The 16,524-nt window shown below is 71.9% G+C and carries 21 protein-coding genes; 16 read left to right on the top strand and 5 right to left on the bottom strand.

Features of this window, described 5'->3' with window-relative positions; translation table 11 throughout:
* Positions 1 to 259: 259 nt before the first annotated feature.
* The gene (locus IE286_RS09110; protein WP_189796123.1) at positions 260 to 1,048 is read right to left on the bottom strand and encodes a response regulator transcription factor; all 789 of its coding nucleotides are present in this window, start codon (positions 1,046 to 1,048) and stop codon (positions 260 to 262) included.
* A gap of 317 nt (positions 1,049 to 1,365) precedes the next feature.
* Here IE286_RS09110 and IE286_RS09115 point away from each other — a divergent pair, with 317 nt between their 5' ends.
* The 8 genes from IE286_RS09115 to IE286_RS09145 all read left to right on the top strand — a co-directional run bounded on the left by IE286_RS09115 (position 1,366) and on the right by IE286_RS09145 (position 7,088).
* Positions 1,366 to 2,247 (top strand): alpha/beta hydrolase, encoded by an 882-nt coding sequence (locus IE286_RS09115; RefSeq protein ID WP_189796124.1) that lies wholly within the window; start codon positions 1,366 to 1,368, stop codon positions 2,245 to 2,247.
* Between the two features lie 69 nt (positions 2,248 to 2,316).
* The gene (locus IE286_RS09120) at positions 2,317 to 2,571 is read left to right on the top strand and encodes a MoaD/ThiS family protein (protein WP_189796125.1); all 255 of its coding nucleotides are present in this window, start codon (positions 2,317 to 2,319) and stop codon (positions 2,569 to 2,571) included.
* 2 nt (positions 2,572 to 2,573) lie between these two features.
* Entirely contained in the window at positions 2,574 to 4,034 is a 1,461-nt protein-coding gene (locus tag IE286_RS09125) for a hypothetical protein (RefSeq protein ID WP_267969542.1), read from the top strand.
* A gap of 303 nt (positions 4,035 to 4,337) precedes the next feature.
* Positions 4,338 to 5,063: an LmeA family phospholipid-binding protein gene (locus IE286_RS09130; RefSeq protein WP_189796126.1), complete on the top strand. Its 726-nt coding sequence runs from the start codon at positions 4,338 to 4,340 to the stop codon at positions 5,061 to 5,063.
* 175 nt (positions 5,064 to 5,238) lie between these two features.
* Positions 5,239 to 5,346, top strand: coding sequence for an Ms5788A family Cys-rich leader peptide (locus IE286_RS27870; RefSeq protein ID WP_356849752.1), 108 nt, complete (start codon positions 5,239 to 5,241; stop codon positions 5,344 to 5,346).
* A gap of 151 nt (positions 5,347 to 5,497) precedes the next feature.
* The gene (locus tag IE286_RS09135; RefSeq protein ID WP_189796127.1) at positions 5,498 to 6,343 is read left to right on the top strand and encodes a sulfurtransferase; all 846 of its coding nucleotides are present in this window, start codon (positions 5,498 to 5,500) and stop codon (positions 6,341 to 6,343) included.
* Between the two features lie 59 nt (positions 6,344 to 6,402).
* Positions 6,403 to 6,690, top strand: coding sequence for a DUF1416 domain-containing protein (locus IE286_RS09140; RefSeq protein WP_125497176.1), 288 nt, complete (start codon positions 6,403 to 6,405; stop codon positions 6,688 to 6,690).
* A gap of 110 nt (positions 6,691 to 6,800) precedes the next feature.
* Positions 6,801 to 7,088 carry a DUF3099 domain-containing protein gene (locus tag IE286_RS09145; RefSeq protein ID WP_189796128.1) on the top strand — a complete coding sequence of 96 codons (288 nt, stop codon included), beginning with the start codon at positions 6,801 to 6,803 and terminating at the stop codon, positions 7,086 to 7,088.
* 48 nt (positions 7,089 to 7,136) lie between these two features.
* Here the strand turns inward: IE286_RS09145 and IE286_RS09150 are convergent, their stop codons facing one another.
* Positions 7,137 to 7,499: a DsrE family protein gene (locus IE286_RS09150; protein ID WP_028421438.1), complete on the bottom strand. Its 363-nt coding sequence runs from the start codon at positions 7,497 to 7,499 to the stop codon at positions 7,137 to 7,139.
* A gap of 299 nt (positions 7,500 to 7,798) precedes the next feature.
* On the opposite strand from IE286_RS09150, the gene IE286_RS09155 reads away from it, so the two are divergent.
* From IE286_RS09155 to ygfZ, 3 genes are all read left to right on the top strand, one after another.
* On the top strand, positions 7,799 to 8,374 hold the full coding sequence (locus IE286_RS09155; RefSeq protein WP_189796129.1) for a heme-binding beta-barrel domain-containing protein: 576 nt from the start codon (positions 7,799 to 7,801) through the stop codon (positions 8,372 to 8,374).
* 171 nt (positions 8,375 to 8,545) lie between these two features.
* On the top strand, positions 8,546 to 8,983 hold the full coding sequence (locus tag IE286_RS09160) for a Fur family transcriptional regulator (RefSeq protein WP_189796130.1): 438 nt from the start codon (positions 8,546 to 8,548) through the stop codon (positions 8,981 to 8,983).
* A gap of 10 nt (positions 8,984 to 8,993) precedes the next feature.
* The gene (gene ygfZ, locus IE286_RS09165; protein WP_189796131.1) at positions 8,994 to 9,959 is read left to right on the top strand and encodes a CAF17-like 4Fe-4S cluster assembly/insertion protein YgfZ; all 966 of its coding nucleotides are present in this window, start codon (positions 8,994 to 8,996) and stop codon (positions 9,957 to 9,959) included.
* Between the two features lie 131 nt (positions 9,960 to 10,090).
* On the opposite strand, the gene dtd is transcribed toward ygfZ, so the two are convergent.
* Positions 10,091 to 10,516 carry a D-aminoacyl-tRNA deacylase gene (gene dtd, locus IE286_RS09170; protein ID WP_125497171.1) on the bottom strand — a complete coding sequence of 142 codons (426 nt, stop codon included), beginning with the start codon at positions 10,514 to 10,516 and terminating at the stop codon, positions 10,091 to 10,093.
* A 180-nt stretch (positions 10,517 to 10,696) separates the two neighbouring features.
* Between dtd and IE286_RS09175 the strand changes: the two genes are divergently transcribed.
* The 3 genes from IE286_RS09175 (at position 10,697) to IE286_RS09185 (ending at position 14,237) form a co-directional block, all read left to right on the top strand.
* On the top strand, positions 10,697 to 11,440 hold the full coding sequence (locus IE286_RS09175) for an RsiG family protein (RefSeq protein WP_189796132.1): 744 nt from the start codon (positions 10,697 to 10,699) through the stop codon (positions 11,438 to 11,440).
* A gap of 95 nt (positions 11,441 to 11,535) precedes the next feature.
* Positions 11,536 to 12,801 (top strand): GNAT family N-acetyltransferase, encoded by a 1,266-nt coding sequence (locus IE286_RS09180; protein ID WP_189796133.1) that lies wholly within the window; start codon positions 11,536 to 11,538, stop codon positions 12,799 to 12,801.
* A gap of 527 nt (positions 12,802 to 13,328) precedes the next feature.
* Positions 13,329 to 14,237: a winged helix-turn-helix domain-containing protein gene (locus IE286_RS09185; RefSeq protein ID WP_189796134.1), complete on the top strand. Its 909-nt coding sequence runs from the start codon at positions 13,329 to 13,331 to the stop codon at positions 14,235 to 14,237.
* Positions 14,238 to 14,309: 72 nt separating this feature from the next.
* Here the strand turns inward: IE286_RS09185 and IE286_RS09190 are convergent, their stop codons facing one another.
* Positions 14,310 to 14,498, bottom strand: coding sequence for a hypothetical protein (locus tag IE286_RS09190; protein ID WP_189796135.1), 189 nt, complete (start codon positions 14,496 to 14,498; stop codon positions 14,310 to 14,312).
* A gap of 171 nt (positions 14,499 to 14,669) precedes the next feature.
* On the opposite strand from IE286_RS09190, the gene IE286_RS09195 reads away from it, so the two are divergent.
* Complete coding sequence (locus IE286_RS09195; RefSeq protein WP_189796136.1) at positions 14,670 to 15,545, top strand: GntR family transcriptional regulator; 876 nt, start codon at positions 14,670 to 14,672, stop codon at positions 15,543 to 15,545.
* Entirely contained in the window at positions 15,545 to 16,294 is a 750-nt protein-coding gene (locus IE286_RS09200) for an HAD family hydrolase (RefSeq protein WP_229862167.1), read from the top strand. Before IE286_RS09195 ends, IE286_RS09200 begins: the two co-directional genes overlap by 1 nt.
* Here IE286_RS09200 and IE286_RS09205 read toward each other — a convergent pair.
* The gene (locus IE286_RS09205) at positions 16,285 to 16,509 is read right to left on the bottom strand and encodes a hypothetical protein (RefSeq protein WP_229862170.1); all 225 of its coding nucleotides are present in this window, start codon (positions 16,507 to 16,509) and stop codon (positions 16,285 to 16,287) included. The genes IE286_RS09200 and IE286_RS09205 overlap by 10 nt on opposite strands.
* Positions 16,510 to 16,524: the final 15 nt, after the last annotated feature.

Genomic DNA, 16,524 nt, shown 5'->3' on the forward strand with positions numbered 1-16,524 from the left:
GAGTCTACGCGGATGGACCGCCTCCTGGGCAGCCGTTTCGCGTCGTGGATGTGCGGACGCAACGACCGGCACATGCCGCGGCGCCCGGCGAGGGGAGGATTCGCCTCCGCCCGGGCGCCCGCTTCCGTCCCGGCGCGGGCGTCCGGCGTCCGCCCGCCCCGCGCCCCGGGCAGGCGGCGCGGGGCGGCGACGACAAGGGTGCGCGACGGGGGCCCTCACCGGCGCACAAGCGCGGTGCGGGCCCCGGTCCGTCCCCTGCTCAGGCCTTCGCGCGCGCCTTGGCCGGAGCCGGGGCGTCGGCGGCCGGCGCCTGGCGGTCCGCCGTGCGCCGCTCCGCCTTCGGCTTCGCCGCGCCCTCCTCGGCCCCGCGCTCGGTCTTCTCCGGTGTGACGAAGCGGTAGCCGACGTTGCGCACGGTGCCGATCAGCGACTCGTGCTCCGGGCCCAGCTTGGCGCGCAGCCGCCGGACGTGGACGTCGACCGTCCGGGTGCCGCCGAAGTAGTCGTAGCCCCAGACCTCCTGCAGCAGCTGGGCGCGGGTGAAGACCCGGCCGGGGTGCTGCGCGAGGTATTTGAGCAGCTCGAACTCCTTGAAGGTCAGGTCCAGGACCCGCCCCTTGAGCTTGGCGGAGTACGTCGCCTCGTCCACGGACAGATCGCCGTTGCGGATCTCCGTGGGCATGTCGGCGCCCGCCATCTGCTGCCGGCCCAGGGCCAGCCGCAGCCGGGCCTCGACCTCCGCGGGACCGGCGGTGTCCAGCAGCACGTCGTCGATGCCCCAGTCCGCGGTCACGGCCGCCAGACCGCCCTCGGTCACCACGAGGATCAGGGGGCATCCGGGCCCGGTGGAGCGCAGCAGCTGGCACAGGCTGCGCACCTGCGGCAGATCACGCCGCCCGTCGATCAGGATGACGTCCGCACCGGGGGTGTCAACCAGAGCCGGTCCCTCCGCCGGGGCCACCCGGACGTTGTGCAGCAGCAGCCCCAGGGCCGGCAGCACCTCGGTCGACGGCTGAAGGGCGTTGGTCAGCAGCAGCAGAGAGCTCACGACGCCCCACCTGCCCGGGTCGTCGTATGGTCGTGCACGGTTCGCTCGTCCATGGCGTCTGGTTCCTCCTCGGGTCCCGGCGGCGGGGGCACCGCCCACGCGTCGAGCAATGGGGGAGTGTGTGCGGCTCTGCTTCGTCGGTTCGTTCCTGCTGGTGCGAATCCCGCGCCCCTGGGACCCGCCGCGGTCCGGGTGGACCGCTATGCGATCGACGGCCCGTACACCTGCGGTTTCCCGCGTCGTATACGACGCTCCCGAAAGCACGAAAGGACCCGGCGGCTTCTCTGCCCGAGTCCTCTTCCCAGCAGAATAGCCGCATGAGCTGGCCATCGGCAGGACATGTGACGTGTTCGACGAACGTCCCGGACAGCGAGACGGGGGCGCGGACGCGCCGGCGGACCGTCCTGCGCACCCCGGACGGGGTGGCGATCGACGCCCGGTACGAGCCGGGCCCGCGCGGCTCGGACACCGACCGGGCGTTCGTGGTCGCGCACGGCTTCACCGGCGACCTGGGCCGGCCGCACGTACGCCGGGTGGCGCGGATCCTCTCCGGCTACGGGGCGGTGGTCACGTTCTCCTTCCGCGGCCATGGCGCCTCCGGCGGGCGCTCCACGGTCGGGGACCGTGAGGTGCTGGACCTGGCGGCGGCGGTGGCCTGGGCACGCTCCTTCGGCCACGGGCACGTGACCACGGTCGGCTTCTCCATGGGCGGCTCGGTGGTGCTGCGGCACGCGGCCCTGTTCCCGCACGAGCGCGCCGGCGGCACCGGGCGGCCGGGCGGCCCGCGTGACGGGGCGGCGGAGAACACCTGGACGGACGCGGTCGTCTCGGTGAGCGCACCGGCCCGCTGGTACTACCGGGGCACCGCCCCCATGCGCCGGCTGCACTGGCTGGTCCTGCGCCCCGAGGGCCGCCTGCTCAGCCGCTACGGCCTGCGCACCCGCATCCACCACCGCGACTGGGACCCCGTGCCGCTGTCCCCGGTCGAGGCGGTGCCGCGGATCGCGCCCACCCCGCTGCTGATCGTGCACGGCGACCGGGACGCCTACTTCCCTCTCGACCACCCGCGGATGCTCGCCGAAGCCGCCGGTGACCACGGAGAACTCTGGCTGGAGCCCGGCATGGGGCACGCCGAGAACGCCGCCGGCGACGACCTGCTGCACCGCATCGCGCGCTGGGCCTCGGCGGCGGCGGGCTAGCCTGACCCTGTGCCGACCGCCGGTTCACCGGCCGGTCACCGGTGCGAAGCCGAGATGCGAAGGAACGGGATGGCAAAGGTCACGGTGCGCTACTGGGCGGCGGCGAAGGCCGCGGCCGGGGTCGCCGAGGAACCGTGCGAGGCGGAGACGCTCGCCGGTGCGCTGGCCGCGGTGCGCGAGCAGCACCCCGGTGAACTCGTCCGCGTGCTGCGGCGCTGCTCGTTCCTCGTCGACGGCGACCCGGTGGGCACGCGCGCACATGAGACAGTACGGCTGACCGAGGGCGGCACGGTCGAGGTGCTCCCCCCGTTCGCAGGAGGGTGAGGATGGCCGACCGGCCGTATGAGGGAGGAGCCGCGTACGAGGGGCCCGAGGGCCGGGCGCCCTACGGAGGGGCTCCGTACCAGGGCGGCAACGCGGGGGCGTACGGCGGCTCGTACGGCGGCTCGTTCGGCGGCTCGTACGGTGAGCCCCAGGCGCAGGCCCCGGCACACCCGCAGGCACAGCAGCAGGCGTGGCCGCAGCCCGAACCGTACGCGCAGCCGTCCGGCGCGCAGGGCTACGGGCAGGCGTACCCGTCGCAGCCGCAGCCGTCCGCCTCGCAGGGCTACGGGCAGGCGTACCCGTCGCAGCCGCAGCCGTCCGCCTCGCAGGGCTACGGGCAGGCGTACCCGTCCCCGGTGGCGCAGCAGCCGTCCGCCGCGCAGGCGTGGCCCGGGCAGCAGCAGGGCGTGGACGGCGCGCGGGAGGCCGATCCGTACACCCAGCGCTGGCAGGGGCAGACCTGGGAGACCCAGACGCACGCGCGGCCCGTCGTCGCGGACCCGGCCGCGCAGACCGCGTACCTGCCCGCGCTGGACGGCACCCAGACCTCCGGCGCCTCCGCCGCCTCCGGCACCCACGCGGCATCCCCGGCCGGGACCGGCCCAGCGACCGGCACCGGTGCCGCCGGCACGGCGGCCACCGCCCCCGCCCCCGTGCAGCCCGCCGAGCCCGCCTACGGCCCGGCCACCCTGGCCGGCAATGCCCGGATCACCGACGCCCAGCGGGCCCGCGCCGAGGGCCGCTCCCCGATCATCGAGCCGGGCATCCAGCCGGCCGGGCTGACCGCGCTGCTCGGACTGCTGCTGGCCGGGGCGGCGGAGATCGGTACCTATGCGCTGCTGGTGCCGCTGGTGGTGCTCCAGGCCGTGACGGCGGCCGGCTGGTTCCGGCTGAACGGCATGTGGCCCGCCCGGCAGGGCATCGCCCTCGGTTTCGCGGGCGCGCTCGTCGCGGACGTCGCGGTGCTGGCCGCGGGCTCGGGCCACGCGCCCGCCGCGATCCTGGGCACGCTCGGGGTGTGGGTCCTGCTGTCCCTGGTGATCCAGCTGCGCTCCCAGGCCGACCCGGACGAGCGGATGTACGGCCTGATGGCGACCGTCGCCTCCGCGGCGCTGGCGATCGTGGCGACCGGCTACCTGGCCGGGGAGGCGGACGCCGTCGCGGTCGGCGCGATCGCGGTCGCCGTGGCCGCCGTGGTGCGCGCGCTGCCCATGCCGACGGCGGCCTCGGTGGTGGTCTCGCTGCTGGTGGCGGCCGGCGCGGGCCTCGCGGTCGGCGGCATGACGGGTCTGGGCGCGCGGGGCGCGCTGCTCGGCGCCGCCGCGGCCGTCTGCGGCCTGATCGGGCACCGCACGGCCAGCTACGACTACCCCTCGCGGTTCGTGCACTTCACGGCCGGGGTGGCGCTGCCGCTGACGGCGGCGGCCCCGGTGGTGTGGCTGCTGGGCCACGCGCTGGGCTGACGGCACGCGGCCGGCGGGGCGGGGGCCGTACGCCTGTACGTCCGGAGAGCCGTTCGTCGACACGGCTCGGGGAGCCGTACGGTCCGCACGTCCGGGGAGCCGTACGGTCGCCCGCCGGCCAGGCCGCCGCCCGGGTGCGCGGCGGCCCCGGTGTCCCCCGCATCCGTGGCCGGCGATACGGCCGCGTGCGGGGCATGTCACAGTCGATCGACAAAGTTCCGGCCACCGCCGGGCCGCGGGTTACGCTGCGCCCGCGGGACGACCACCCGGACGTCCTGGACCGCCGAGGTGGGGGAACACCGGATGCGCTCGCTGCGAGTACTGCTGATCGTCGTCGTGATCCTGGGCGTGCTGTTCGTGATCGTGGACCGGGTCGCGGTGCACTTCGCGGAGGGCCAGGTGGCCGACCGGCTGCGCAGCACCGAGCACCTGGCGAGCACCCCGGACGTGTCCATCGAGGGCTTCCCCTTCCTCACCCAGCTCGCGGGCGGCGAGCTGGACGACGTCGAGGTCGGCATCAAGACCTTCGAGGCGCAGACCGGCACGAGCGGGCGGACCGTCCGCATCGACGACCTGCACGCCGGCATGAAGGGTGTGCGGTTCTCCGGCGACTACAGCTCCGCCACCGCCGACTCGGCCACCGGCACCGCCACCATCACCTACGACGAGCTGCTCAAGGCGGCCAAGCCGGAGCCCACCGACATCGGCCTCGGTATCACGGCCCAGGTGGTGGGCCTGTCCGACGGCGGCAACGGCAAGATCAAGGTCGCTGTGAAGGTCTCCGTGCTGCCCACGCCGGTGTCCGTGCTCGGCACGGTCGGTGTCGAGAACAACCGTCTGCAGGTCCACGCCGACTCGCTGCCCACGCTGCTGCCCGAGCAGCTGGTCGACAGCCGGGTCCGTGAGATCACCGACTTCCAGCAGGCCATCGACCGGCTGCCCGGCGGCATCGCACTGGACTCGGTGCGGGCGGAGAAGGACGGCGTCCACGTCACGGTGAAGGGTTCGCACGTCAGGCTGGCCGGGTAGTGTCCGTCAGACGAGACGGCGGCGTCCGCACAGGGACCCCGCCGGCTCGGGACGCCGGTCCGGCTCCCCGCGCGGGCGGCCCGGCGGCCGGAGTGTTCCCGTATATCGGATGATTGCGTCTCATCATGCGACACACCGGTGACACGCCCCCCTCCGGCTCCCTACGATCGACCGCATGCGGTGCCAGACGAGTGTCCTCAGGTCACGGGGACAGGCGGATCTCACGAAGCGGCGGGCAGTAGACCTGTGCCGCGTCGCCGCCATGCTCTGTCGCCCCTTCTGAGTAGTGCGGGAGCTGTGTCTCCCGTGTCCGTCCGGCCCCGCGCCTGATCCGGGGCCGTCCACGCGCCCCGTACGCCGGCCCCGGTGGCCGCGCCTTAGCGCGCCTCTTCGCACCCGTTGCCCCGCCGTAACTGCCCCGGAGGAGATTGAGCATGAGCCGTAGCGACGTCCTGGTCGACGCCGACTGGCTGCAGGAACACCTGGACGACCCGAGCATCGTCATCGTCGAGGTGGACGAGGACACCTCGGCCTACGACAAGAACCACATCAAGAACGCCATCCGGATCGACTGGACCAAGGACCTCCAGGACCCGGTGCGCCGTGACTTCATCGACCAGGCCGGCTTCGAGAAGCTCCTGTCGGAGAAGGGCATCGCCAACGACCACACGGTGATCCTCTACGGCGGCAACAACAACTGGTTCGCGGCGTACGCCTACTGGTACTTCAAGCTCTACGGCCACGAGAGCGTCAAGCTCCTCGACGGCGGCCGCAAGAAGTGGGAGCTGGACGCCCGTGAGCTGGTCGACGGCTCCGAGGTGCCCGAGCGTCCGAAGACCGAGTACAAGGCCAAGCCGCAGGACACCTCCATCCGCGCCTTCCGCGACGACGTGGTCAAGGCGATCGGCGTGCAGAACCTGGTCGACGTCCGCTCGCCCGACGAGTTCTCCGGCAAGCTGCTCGCCCCGGCCCACCTGCCGCAGGAGCAGTCGCAGCGTCCCGGCCACGTGCCGACCGCCAAGAACATTCCGTGGTCCAAGAACGCCAACGACGACGGCACCTTCAAGTCGGACGAGGAGCTCAAGGCCCTCTACGCCGAGGAGAACGTCGACCTGGGCAAGGACACCATCGCCTACTGCCGCATCGGTGAGCGTTCCGCGCTGACCTGGTTCGTGCTGCACGAGCTGCTCGGCGTGGAGAACGTCAGGAACTACGACGGCTCCTGGACCGAGTACGGCTCCCTGGTCGGCGTGCCCATCGAGCTGGGCTCCGGCAAGTAAGCCGCACGCGGCGGACCCGACCCCACGACCTTCCCCGACCCCCCGATCAGGAGTACGACATGTGTGGAGCGAAGGCCGGCGGCCCCGACGCCTCGTCCATCCGGCCCGGTGAGACGACCATCCAGGGCCAGGTGACCCGCGACGGCGAGCCGGTGGCCGGCTACGTCCGGCTGCTGGACGCGACCGGCGAGTTCACCGCGGAGGTCCCCACCTCCGCCACCGGCCAGTTCCGGTTCTACGCGGCCGAGGGCACCTGGACCGTGCGCGCCCTCGTCCCCGGCGCCACCGTCGACCGCACGGTCGTCGCCCAGAAGGGCGGCCTGGCGGAGGTCGCGATCGCGGTCTGAGACCGGACGGCCTGGGGCCGCGTTCCGGGGACACACCCCCGGGGTGCGGCCCCTCGGCATGCCCGCCGCCAACCGGCGCACATCCGTGCGAACCGCCCTATCCTGGACATGTGTACGCACGACGCCGGCACGCGTATTTCGCCTTGATGGGCACCTGCATCACGCTGTTCGTCCTGGCGTGGGCGGTCGTGCGCCTCTGGTCGGTCCCGGCCGCCGTCGCCATGTGCCTGGTCGCCATGGTCATCCCGCCGGTCGCCGCCATCGTCGCCAACCGCCGCGGCCCCGACGACCGCTGGTGGGACGACCCCTCCGGCGACCCGCAGTCCGACGCGTGGTGGGACGAACTCGACGGCAAGAAGCGGCCCCGCGACGACCACCGCCGGGACAACCGCTCATGATCCTCGCCCGCGCGGTGCCCGCGCGGCTCGGCAGCGCTCGCGTGTGACTCAGTAGACCAGCGCCTGCGTGTCCTCGCCCAGCGCCTCCTGCACGAAGACCTGCGCCCCGGCGATCCGCACGCCCTCGATCACGTCCTTCTCGGTGATCTCCCGTCGGGCCGCGCACTGGGTGCACAGGGTGATCCGGCCGGCCGCGAGGATCGAGTCGATCAGGTCCGGCAGCGGCGCGGCATGCGGCAGCTCGAACTCGGCGGCGCGCCCCGGCAGCGCGAACCAGGACGACTCCCCGGTCAGCCACAGCGAGACATCGACACCGCTGGCCACGGCCACCGCCGCGACGGTGAACGCCTGCGAGCACCGCTCCGGGGCGTCCGCTCCCGCCGTCACCTTGATCACGAGCTTCTTCGCCATGGCGGAATCGTAGTCACGCCCCGCCCCGCACGGCCGACGGCGACCGCACGGCGCCCCGCACCGGCCCGGCGGGCGCACGAGGGAGCACCTCGGCAAGTGCGCCGGCGGCGGCCCGACTAAGCTGGCCTCCGGCCCCTGGTACGCATGTACCGCACCGCGCTCGACAAGGAGCACTCCCGTGGAGATCTTCTTCGAAACCCTGCTGGTCCTGGTCTGCGTCGGCGTCCTCGCCTTCGCCTACCTGACCGTGAAGAAGCTGTACCAGGGCCAGCGCTGACCCCGACCAGAAAACGCCGCTCATGATCGAGATTCCGTCCGACCTCCACAAGGACCTGGTCCCGCTCGCCTTCCTCCTCGGCGACTGGGCCGGTGCCGGTGTGCACGACTTCCCCGGGGCCGAGAAGTGCAACTTCGGCCAGGAGGTCACCTTCACCCACGACGGCCGGGACTTCCTGGAGTACCACTCCCGCACCTGGGTGCTGGACAACGACGGCAACAAGGTCAAGCCGCTGGAGAACGAGCACGGCTTCTGGCGGGTCGACGCCGAACGCAAGGTCGAGGTCACGATGACCCGCGACGACGGCGTCGTCGAGGTCTGGTACGGCGAGCTGGCCCACAAGAAGCCGCAGATCGATCTGGTGACGGACGCCGTCGCGCGCACCCCCGGCTCCCGGCCCTACACGGGCGGCAAGCGGCTCTACGGCTACGTCAAGGGCGACCTGATGTGGGTCGGCGAGAAGACGACCCCCGAGGTGGCGCTGCGCCCGTACATGTCGGCCCACCTGAAGAAGGTCGTCACCCCCGAGGACGTCGAACGCTGGGCGAAGGCCCTCCCGGACGATCTGCCGGACGACGGGATCGCCTTCTTCAAGTAGTCAGGCAGTCCGGATTCCTCGAGCAGTCCCGTTTCCTTCAAGCAGTCCGAAGGCCGCTTCCTTCAAGCAGTCCGAAGGCCGTTCTCGCAGTGGCGAAGACCGTCCCTCGGGGGACCGGCGGCCCTGCGCGGGCCCGCCGTGATCCTCACGACACGGCCTAGACTTCCAGGTGTGGTGAGCACCGACTGGAAGAGCGACCTCAGGCAGCGTGGTTACCGGCTGACGCCGCAGCGGCAGCTCGTGCTCGAAGCCGTGGACACCCTGGAGCACGCGACCCCCGACGACATCCTCTGCGAGGTGCGGAGGACGGCGTCGGGGGTCAACATTTCCACCGTCTACCGCACGCTGGAGCTGCTGGAGGAGCTGGGCCTGGTCAGCCACGCCCACCTCGGCCACGGGGCGCCCACCTACCACCTCGCCGACCGCCACCACCATCTGCACCTGGTCTGCCGGGACTGCGACGACGTCATCGAGGCCGACGTGGAGGTGGCCGCCGAGTTCACCGCCAAGCTGCGCCGCGAGTTCGGCTTCGACACCGACATGAAGCACTTCGCCATCTTCGGCCGCTGCCAGAAGTGTTCGGGAAAGCGGCCGGACGGCGCGTCGTAGGCTTGCTCGTATGAAGAGCCCTCTGCTGTCCCTGCCCGGCGCCGTCGCCGCCGAAGGCGCGGACGAAGGTGTCGCCGCGCACTACGGCGATCTGTTCCGCGAGCAGCGCGCCCTCGCCGACGGCACCGGCTTCGTCGACCTCTCGCACCGCGGTGTCGTCACCGTCTCCGGCGAGGACCGGCTGAGCTGGCTGCATCTGCTGCTCACCCAGCACGTCAGCGAGCTGCCGGCCGGACAGGCCACCGAGGCGCTGATCCTGTCCGCGCACGGCCACATCGAGCACGCGCTGTACCTGGTGGACGACGGCGAGACGGTCTGGGCCCATGTGGAGCCCGGCACCCAGGAGGCGCTGCTGGCCTACCTGGAGTCGATGAAGTTCTTCTACCGGGTCGAGATCGCCGACCGGACAGCCGACACCGCCGTCGTGCATCTGCCGGCCGGTTCGATCACCGAGGCCCCCGAGGGCACCGTCGTCCGGGAGACCCCGTACGGCCGCGACCTGTTCCTGCCCCGCCGCGAGCTGGAGTCGTTCGCCGAGAAGGCCGGCCCGCCCGCCGGGATCCTCGCCTACGAGGCGCTGCGCGTCGAACAGCACCGGCCCCGGCTCGGCTTCGAGACCGACCACCGGACCATCCCGCACGAGCTGGGCTGGATCGGCACGGCCGTGCATCTGAACAAGGGCTGCTACCGGGGGCAGGAGACCGTGGCCCGGGTGCACAACCTGGGCAAGCCGCCGCGCCGCCTGGTCTTCCTGCACCTGGACGGCAGCGAGGTCCATCTGCCGGCGCACGGCGACGCCGTCCGCCTCGCCGACGAGGGCCCTGACGGCCGCAAGGTCGGTTTCGTCACCACCTCGGTCCGCCACCACGAGCTGGGCCCGGTCGCCCTCGCCCTGGTCAAGCGGACCGTGCCGGTGGACGCACGCCTGATGGCCGGTGACACGGCGGCGGCGCAGGAGGTCGTCGTCGAGCCGTAGGGCCCGCGGCGACCCGCCGCCAGGCCCCGGCATCCCACAGCCGCCCGCCCGGCAGCACCGCGCCCGTCGCGGTGCGCGGAGGGCAGGGCCCTGAGCCGCCGGTACCGGCCGTGCTGTGCGCCCCGGCGGTCTCAGATCTCCAGCAGCACCGTGAACGGCCCGTCGTTCGTCAGCGACACTCGCATGTGCGCCCCGAACCGGCCCGTGGCCACCGTCGCGCCCAGCGCGCGCAGCTGCGCGACCACCTCGTCCACGAGCGGCTCGGCGACATCGCCGGGCGCGGCCGCGTTCCAGGTGGGGCGACGGCCCTTGCGGGCGTCGCCGTAGAGCGTGAACTGGCTGACGACCAGCAGCGGTGCGCCCGTGTCGCTGCACGACTTCTCGTCGTGCAGCATGCGGATCGACCACAGCTTGCGCGCCAGCTGCGCCGCCTTCTCCTTGGTGTCGTCGTGGGTGACCCCGACCAGGACGCACAGCCCCTCGCCCTCGATGGCCCCCACCGTCTCGCCGTCCACGACGACACTCGCGCCGTCCACCCTCTGCACCACTGCACGCATGCCGACCATGATGCCGGGCGCCGGAACATGCCCCGCGGGCGGGGCGGCAGACCATATCGTGCTTCTTTCTGCTTCGTAACCCCCCATCTGGGGCTGATCGAGCGCATTCGGTCTCATATCCGTCGCTACCGGTGGCACGATGCTGTCGTACGCGCCGGTCGAGGGGACGGTTGAGAGGCAATGAACACATCAGTCACGGGAGCACCCGGTGATTCCGCTGTCACCGCCGGGACCGATGTGGGCGGCATGACCGGTGTGCTCGGCGGCACGGAGCGCTGCCGGCCGCCCGTGCAACGCACCGACAGCCCGCTGCTGCCCGGGACCCTGCCCCCGCCCGGCCGGCGCCCGCCCGCCCCCGGTCCGGCCGCCGACGACGAGCCGGCGCAGGCGGGGAAGCAGCGGCAGGAGGAGCAGCCCGGTCTCGCCCTGCTGAGCCTGCCTGAGCTGCGCGCCCTGCGCCGCCGGGCGCAGCGCGACGAGGCCGACCTCAGCTATGTGCGTCGGCTGCTGCAGGGGCGGATCGACATCCTGCGCGCGGAGCTGGACCGACGCGCGTCCGGGGCGGCGGCGGACACCGGCGTGGAGTCCTACCACGAGCGGGCATCCGTGGTCGAACGGCTGGCGGAGATCCTCCGCGACACACCCGCCCGGCAGCGCTCCTCGGCCCGGCATCTCGACATGGGCACCCCGCAGAGCGAGGAGTACCGGGAGCTGGCTGCGCGGATACTGGGCGAGGTCCAGCTCTCCGACCTCAGGGCCCGCACCGACATGGAACTGCGGGTGGCGATGGGCCGGCTGGCGGGCTGCGAGCGGAAGGTCTCCCGGCGTCGGCAGCGGATGCAGCGCACCGCCGACGAGTGCGGCGCGGAGATCGCCCGCCGGTACCGCGAGGGCGAGGCCCAGGTGGACGACCTCCTCGTCTGACGTCCGGGGCGGCCGCCGGGTGCCCTGCACAACGGCCGGGCACGGCCGGGGAAAACGACGTGACACCCCCTGTGGGGGGTGCCTAGGGTCGGGACATGACCCGCGCGCGCTCCCACACCGGCATCGAGGTACGCCCGATCACCGAGGCGGAGGTCCCCGACTGGATCCGCGCCCACCACACGGGCTTTCTGCGCACTCCCGAGGTCCGCGAGGCCGATGTCGCCGCCCGCCGCCCGCACATGGACCTCTCCCGCACCCTGGGCGCCTTCGACGCCGGGCGGTGCGTGGCCACCTTCCGCTCCTTCGCGCAGGAGCTGACCGCCGTCGGCGGGACCGTCGTGCCCGCCGACGCCATCTCGCAGGTCACCGTCACCGCCACCCATCGCCGGCGCGGCCTGCTCACGCGGATGATGTCCCACGACCTTACGGCCGCGAAGGAGCGCGGCGACGTCGTCGCCACCCTCATCGCCGCCGAGTACCCGATCTACGGCCGGTTCGGCTTCGGCCCCGCCACCTGGACCACCGAGTGGACCGTCGACGTGCACCGGGCCGGCCTGGACCCCCGCTGGTCCGGTCCCGAGGACGGCGGCCGCATCGACCTCGTGGACGGCGACGAGGTCCGCAAGCTCGGCCCCGAGCTGCACGAGCAGCTGCGGCGGAAGCAGCCCGGAGCCATCGACCGGCCCGAGTTCTGGTGGCAGCTCAACACCGGAGCCGTCCGCCTGAGCGGCAGGCCGTGGACCGAACCCTTCTACGCCGTCTACCGCGCCGCGGACGGCACGGTGCGGGGACTGGCGGGCTATGTCTGCGACGACACCTGGTCGGACGCCAAGCAGCCCGGGGTCACCGCCACCGTGAAGGAACTCATCGCGGTGACGCCGGCCGCCGAGCGCGCCCTGTGGCTGCATGTGTGTTCCCTGGACTGGGTGACGCGGGTCAAGAGCGGCAGGCGGGCCCCGGACGATCTGCTGCCGCTGCTGCTGCCCGACCCGCGCGCCGCGGCGGTCACCACGCACGCGGACTGGCTGTGGGTGCGGATCCTGGACGTCCGGCGTGCCCTCGAGATGCGGACCTACGAGCAGCCGGGCGCGCTGGTGCTGGACGTCGTCGATCCGGACGGACTGACCGGCGGTCGCTTCCGGCTGGAGACGGCGGACGGCGAGGCGTCCTGCACCCCCACCGACCGGCCGGCCGATCTGACGTTGAACGCAAGGGACTTGGCGAGTCTGTGGCTCGGTGACGAGTCCGCGGTGCGGCTCGCGGCGCTGGGCCGGGTCCGGGAAGAACGAGCGGGCGCCGCCCGCGTGGCCGACGCCCTGCTGCGTACCTCCAGGCGACCGTGGTGCCCGGACATGTTCTGAAGCCGCGGTGCTCCTTCCTGACGGGAACGGTGGTGCGGTGTGATGTATCCGTAGCGTGGCTGTTCAGTTGTGGCTGTGCATGACGGTGTTTCAGTTGTGGCTGTGCGAGACGGTTTTGAGTTGTGGCTGTGCGAGACGGTTTTGAGTTGTGACTGTGCGAGACGGTCTTGAGTTGTGGCTGTTTTGAGTTGTGGCTGTGCTGAAAGCCGCTCGTGCGGGCTTGTGTGATGACGCTGTTCAGTTGTGGCTGTGCGGGAAGCTTCGATGTCGTGCTTCCGTCCTGACACTGTTCAGTTGTGGCTGTGCCTCGCTGCTGTCCGCTCGCGGCCGCGCCGTACGGCTCCCGGCTCCCCTCCGGAAAGGAGCACGTCCGGCCTTCCTCATCTGTCACCCTGGTGGCCAACCTCATGAAATAGCAACCAGGTTGTTCGAGTTGGTCACCAACTCTGTTCTTCTTATCTCCGTTTGGAGGCGACTCATAACCACCCGTCGCGGAACTGCCTGAAGATGGCGGGAAGTTGTAGTGTTTGGATGTGGACCGGGAATCCGCCGCCGCCCGTGAGCCGAACAGGTCACATCGGCCACGGGCGTCACACCGTGAAGTGGCCGACGAGCTGAGACGCCGGATCAAGTCCGGTGTTCTGCGGCCGGGTCAGCGCATGCCCACGCAGGCCAGGCTGGCCGAAGAGTTCGGCGTCGAGCGCGGGGCCGTGCGCCAGGCCCTGCGCATCCTGCAGTCCGAGCGTCTGCTGACCAATGTGTCCAAGGGGAGCCCTGCGACGGTGGCGCCCGATCCGGCGAGCACCCTCGCCGGGCCTTCCGCGCAGCCGCAGCCGACCACGGCCTTGCTCGCGCCCCGCATCGCAGCCGCCTTCCAGGTGCCCGAGGTGCAGGTCGACGCGCTGTGCCTGACGGCGATCTCGCTCACCCTCGCCATCGGCGAGCCCCTGCGGCAGATCTATGCGCGGCAGCTGAATCCGGCCAAGATCGACGTGCGGGTGCTGCTGCCCGCCCGGGACATCGCCCTCGCCTTCCCGGCGCCGGTCGACTCGGCCGACGCGGACCCGCTGCGCCGGCGCTGGCTGGCCCAGCGCAACGCGCAGGGACAGGTGCTGCGGCACAATCTGCTGTCCCTGCGCGCCACGCACGACATCGATGTGCAGGTGTCCTTCCGGGCGCTCCCCTTCACCCCGCCGGTCAAGCTGTACCTGCTCAACGACACCGAGGCGCTGTTCGCCTACTACACGGTGCAGCGTCGCGAGGAGGAGATCGACCAGCGGCAGCTGGAGCTGTACGACGCGCTCGGCTCGCAGTCGATGCTGTTCTCCTTCGCGCGGGGTGCCGGGCCGCGCGACACGGCCTTCGTGGAACAGTCGCGTCTGTGGTTCGACGCGCTGTGGGAGACGATCAGTTCGGACCTTGATCTGTCGAACTGACCTTGAGGGACACGGGCGTTGCCCGGCCGGGCCGGCGACGCGGCGGGCGTGACGGACCCGCCGCACCGCCTGTCAGAGTGCCGGGCCGGCGACCAGCATCGCCAGCACCACGGCGCCGACGGAGCTGAGAGCCGGGCTCTTGGCCTTCAGGCCGGCGCTCAGCAGCATCAGGCCGACGATGCCCACGATGCCGTACTTGACCTCGACGAGCTGCTCGAAGCAGACGACGAAGAGCGCGGACACGATCGCGAGAGCGGGCATGGGCGGTTCCCCCTTCCGGCGTTCCTGGGCGGGTTGGTCACGGGGGCGATTCGAAGCTAAGCCAACTCCGGCCAAGTTGGCAACCAACTTCGTCTTACTTGTGCCCACTTGGCAGTGAAACGTAAACCAAGTCGAGTTCATCTCCCGCCAAGTGGAAGCGAGTTGTAGCGTTTGGTTGTGACCCAGGAGAACGTGGCCGTGAACGGCAGCCGCAAGAACTCGGCTCAGGAGATCGCCGACACCCTGCGGGAGAGGATCCGTGCCGGTGAGCTCAAGCCCGGGGACCGTCTGCCCACGCAGGCCGAACTCGCCGTGGAGTTCGGGGTGGAGCGCGGCGCCGTGCGCCAGGCGCTGCGTGCCCTGCAGGAGGACGGCCTGCTGACCAACGTGACCAAGGGCAGCCCGCCCACCATCGCGGAGGGCCGGGCCGCGCGTGAGGAGCCGCAGCCGACCATGGTGGGTCTCGGCCCCCGGCTGACGGAGGCCTTCCGGGCGTCGCGGGTGAGCATCGACGTGGTCTGCCACACCGCGGAGACCCTGATGGTGGCGCTCGGGGAGCCGCTGCGCCTGATCCACGAGGGCACCCTGCATCCCGACGCGATCGACGTCCGGATACTGCTGCCGTCCCGCAACATCTCGCTGGCCTTCCCGGTCCCGGCCGGTGAGGGCGGGGACGAGGTGGTGCACCAGCGCTGGCTGGGCATGCGCAACGCCCAGGGCAACGTCCTGCGGCACAATCTGCTGGCGCTGCGCGCGACGCACAGCATCGACGTGCACGTGGCCTTCCGCGCGCTGCCGTTCACCTCGCCGGTCAAGCTGTACCTGGTCAACGGCGAGGAGGCGCTGCTCGGCTATTACACCCTCACCCGCCGGGCGGAGGAGTGGGGCGGTGAGACGCTCGACATGTACGACGCGCTCGGCTCGCAGTCCCTGCTGTTCTCCTTCGCCCGCAACAGCGGGCGGCGCGACGCCACGTTCGTCGCGGAATCGCAGAAGTGGTTCGACGCCCTCTGGGAAACGATCACCACGGAGATGACACTCTCCTAGTGACCTCTGACCAGACGCACACCGAAGGGGCGGCGGCCCGGTCCGCTGCCGGGGCGGGAGATCTGCGGAGTCTGATCGAGGGCGCCCGGGTGGTGCTCTGGGACTTCGACGGCCCGGTCTGCCGGCTGTTCGCGAGGCACTCGGCCGAGCGGGTGGCGAAGGGGATGGTGGACTGGCTGGCAGGCCGGGGCCTGAGCGCTCTGCTGCCGGAGGACGAACGGCAATGGTCGGACCCGCACGCCGTCCTGCGGACCGTGGCGGAGCGGCGGCCCGGCAGCGACCTGGTCACCGAGCTGGAGGCGCGGCTGACCGCGGAGGAGCGGCGCGCCGCCGACTCCGCGTGGCCCACGCCCTACGCCGACCCGCTCATCCGTACCTGGACGGCCCGGGGCCGCCGGCTGGCCGTCGCGACCAACAACTCGCCGGTCGCGGTGCGCTCCTACCTCGCGAGCCGTGGTCTGGACGGCTGCTTCGCACCGCATGTCTACGGCCGCACACGAGAGTTGCACCGACTCAAGCCGGACCCGTACTGCCTCGACCGTGCCCTGAACGCGACGGGTGCGGCCGCGTCGGAGGCGTTGATGATCGGTGACAGTCCTTCCGACCTGGAGGCCGCCGTGCGCGCAGGCGTGCCGTTCCTCGGGTGCGTCCACTCCCCGAAGAAGGCCCGGCTGCTCAGAAAGTCCGGTGCCACGGTGGTCGTGGACTCCCTGGAACCGGTGCTGCGCATCGTGCGGGGTCAGGCCTGAGTCATCAGCAGCATGAAGAGCACGGCAGTCCCCACGGCCGGCGTGGTCCGCCGCGCCCGAACGGTGACGGTGAGGGCGGCGAGCAGCACCACCCCCAGCAGCCCCAGCCGCACCTGCGCCAGGTGGCTCAGCGCCTCCTCGGCCACGAAACACACCAGCTGCCACGACAGGGACGACACCAGCATCTCCACCCCCACCCTTCGGACACCGGCCATGGCCGGCATGCAGGC

Source organism: Streptomyces thermodiastaticus, from assembly GCF_014656135.1.
Lineage (GTDB): Bacteria > Actinomycetota > Actinomycetes > Streptomycetales > Streptomycetaceae > Streptomyces > Streptomyces thermodiastaticus.

Excerpts from the sequence above, each read along its gene's own strand:
- IE286_RS09115 (WP_189796124.1), top strand. The coding sequence starts at position 1,366 with ATGAGCTGGCCATCGGCAGGACATGTGACGTGTTCGACGAACGTCCCG.
- IE286_RS09150 (WP_028421438.1), bottom strand. The coding sequence starts at position 7,499 with ATGGCGAAGAAGCTCGTGATCAAGGTGACGGCGGGAGCGGACGCCCCG.
- IE286_RS27870 (WP_356849752.1), top strand. The coding sequence starts at position 5,239 with ATGCGGTGCCAGACGAGTGTCCTCAGGTCACGGGGACAGGCGGATCTC.
- IE286_RS09180 (WP_189796133.1), top strand. The coding sequence starts at position 11,536 with ATGACCCGCGCGCGCTCCCACACCGGCATCGAGGTACGCCCGATCACC.
- IE286_RS09155 (WP_189796129.1), top strand. The coding sequence starts at position 7,799 with ATGATCGAGATTCCGTCCGACCTCCACAAGGACCTGGTCCCGCTCGCC.
- IE286_RS09140 (WP_125497176.1), top strand. The coding sequence starts at position 6,403 with ATGTGTGGAGCGAAGGCCGGCGGCCCCGACGCCTCGTCCATCCGGCCC.
- IE286_RS09130 (WP_189796126.1), top strand. The coding sequence starts at position 4,338 with ATGCGCTCGCTGCGAGTACTGCTGATCGTCGTCGTGATCCTGGGCGTG.
- IE286_RS09190 (WP_189796135.1), bottom strand. The coding sequence starts at position 14,498 with ATGCCCGCTCTCGCGATCGTGTCCGCGCTCTTCGTCGTCTGCTTCGAG.
- IE286_RS09120 (WP_189796125.1), top strand. The coding sequence starts at position 2,317 with ATGGCAAAGGTCACGGTGCGCTACTGGGCGGCGGCGAAGGCCGCGGCC.
- IE286_RS09175 (WP_189796132.1), top strand. The coding sequence starts at position 10,697 with ATGAACACATCAGTCACGGGAGCACCCGGTGATTCCGCTGTCACCGCC.
- dtd (WP_125497171.1), bottom strand. The coding sequence starts at position 10,516 with ATGCGTGCAGTGGTGCAGAGGGTGGACGGCGCGAGTGTCGTCGTGGAC.
- ygfZ (WP_189796131.1), top strand. The coding sequence starts at position 8,994 with ATGAAGAGCCCTCTGCTGTCCCTGCCCGGCGCCGTCGCCGCCGAAGGC.
- IE286_RS09135 (WP_189796127.1), top strand. The coding sequence starts at position 5,498 with ATGAGCCGTAGCGACGTCCTGGTCGACGCCGACTGGCTGCAGGAACAC.
- IE286_RS09125 (WP_267969542.1), top strand. The coding sequence starts at position 2,574 with ATGGCCGACCGGCCGTATGAGGGAGGAGCCGCGTACGAGGGGCCCGAG.
- IE286_RS09205 (WP_229862170.1), bottom strand. The coding sequence starts at position 16,509 with ATGGCCGGTGTCCGAAGGGTGGGGGTGGAGATGCTGGTGTCGTCCCTG.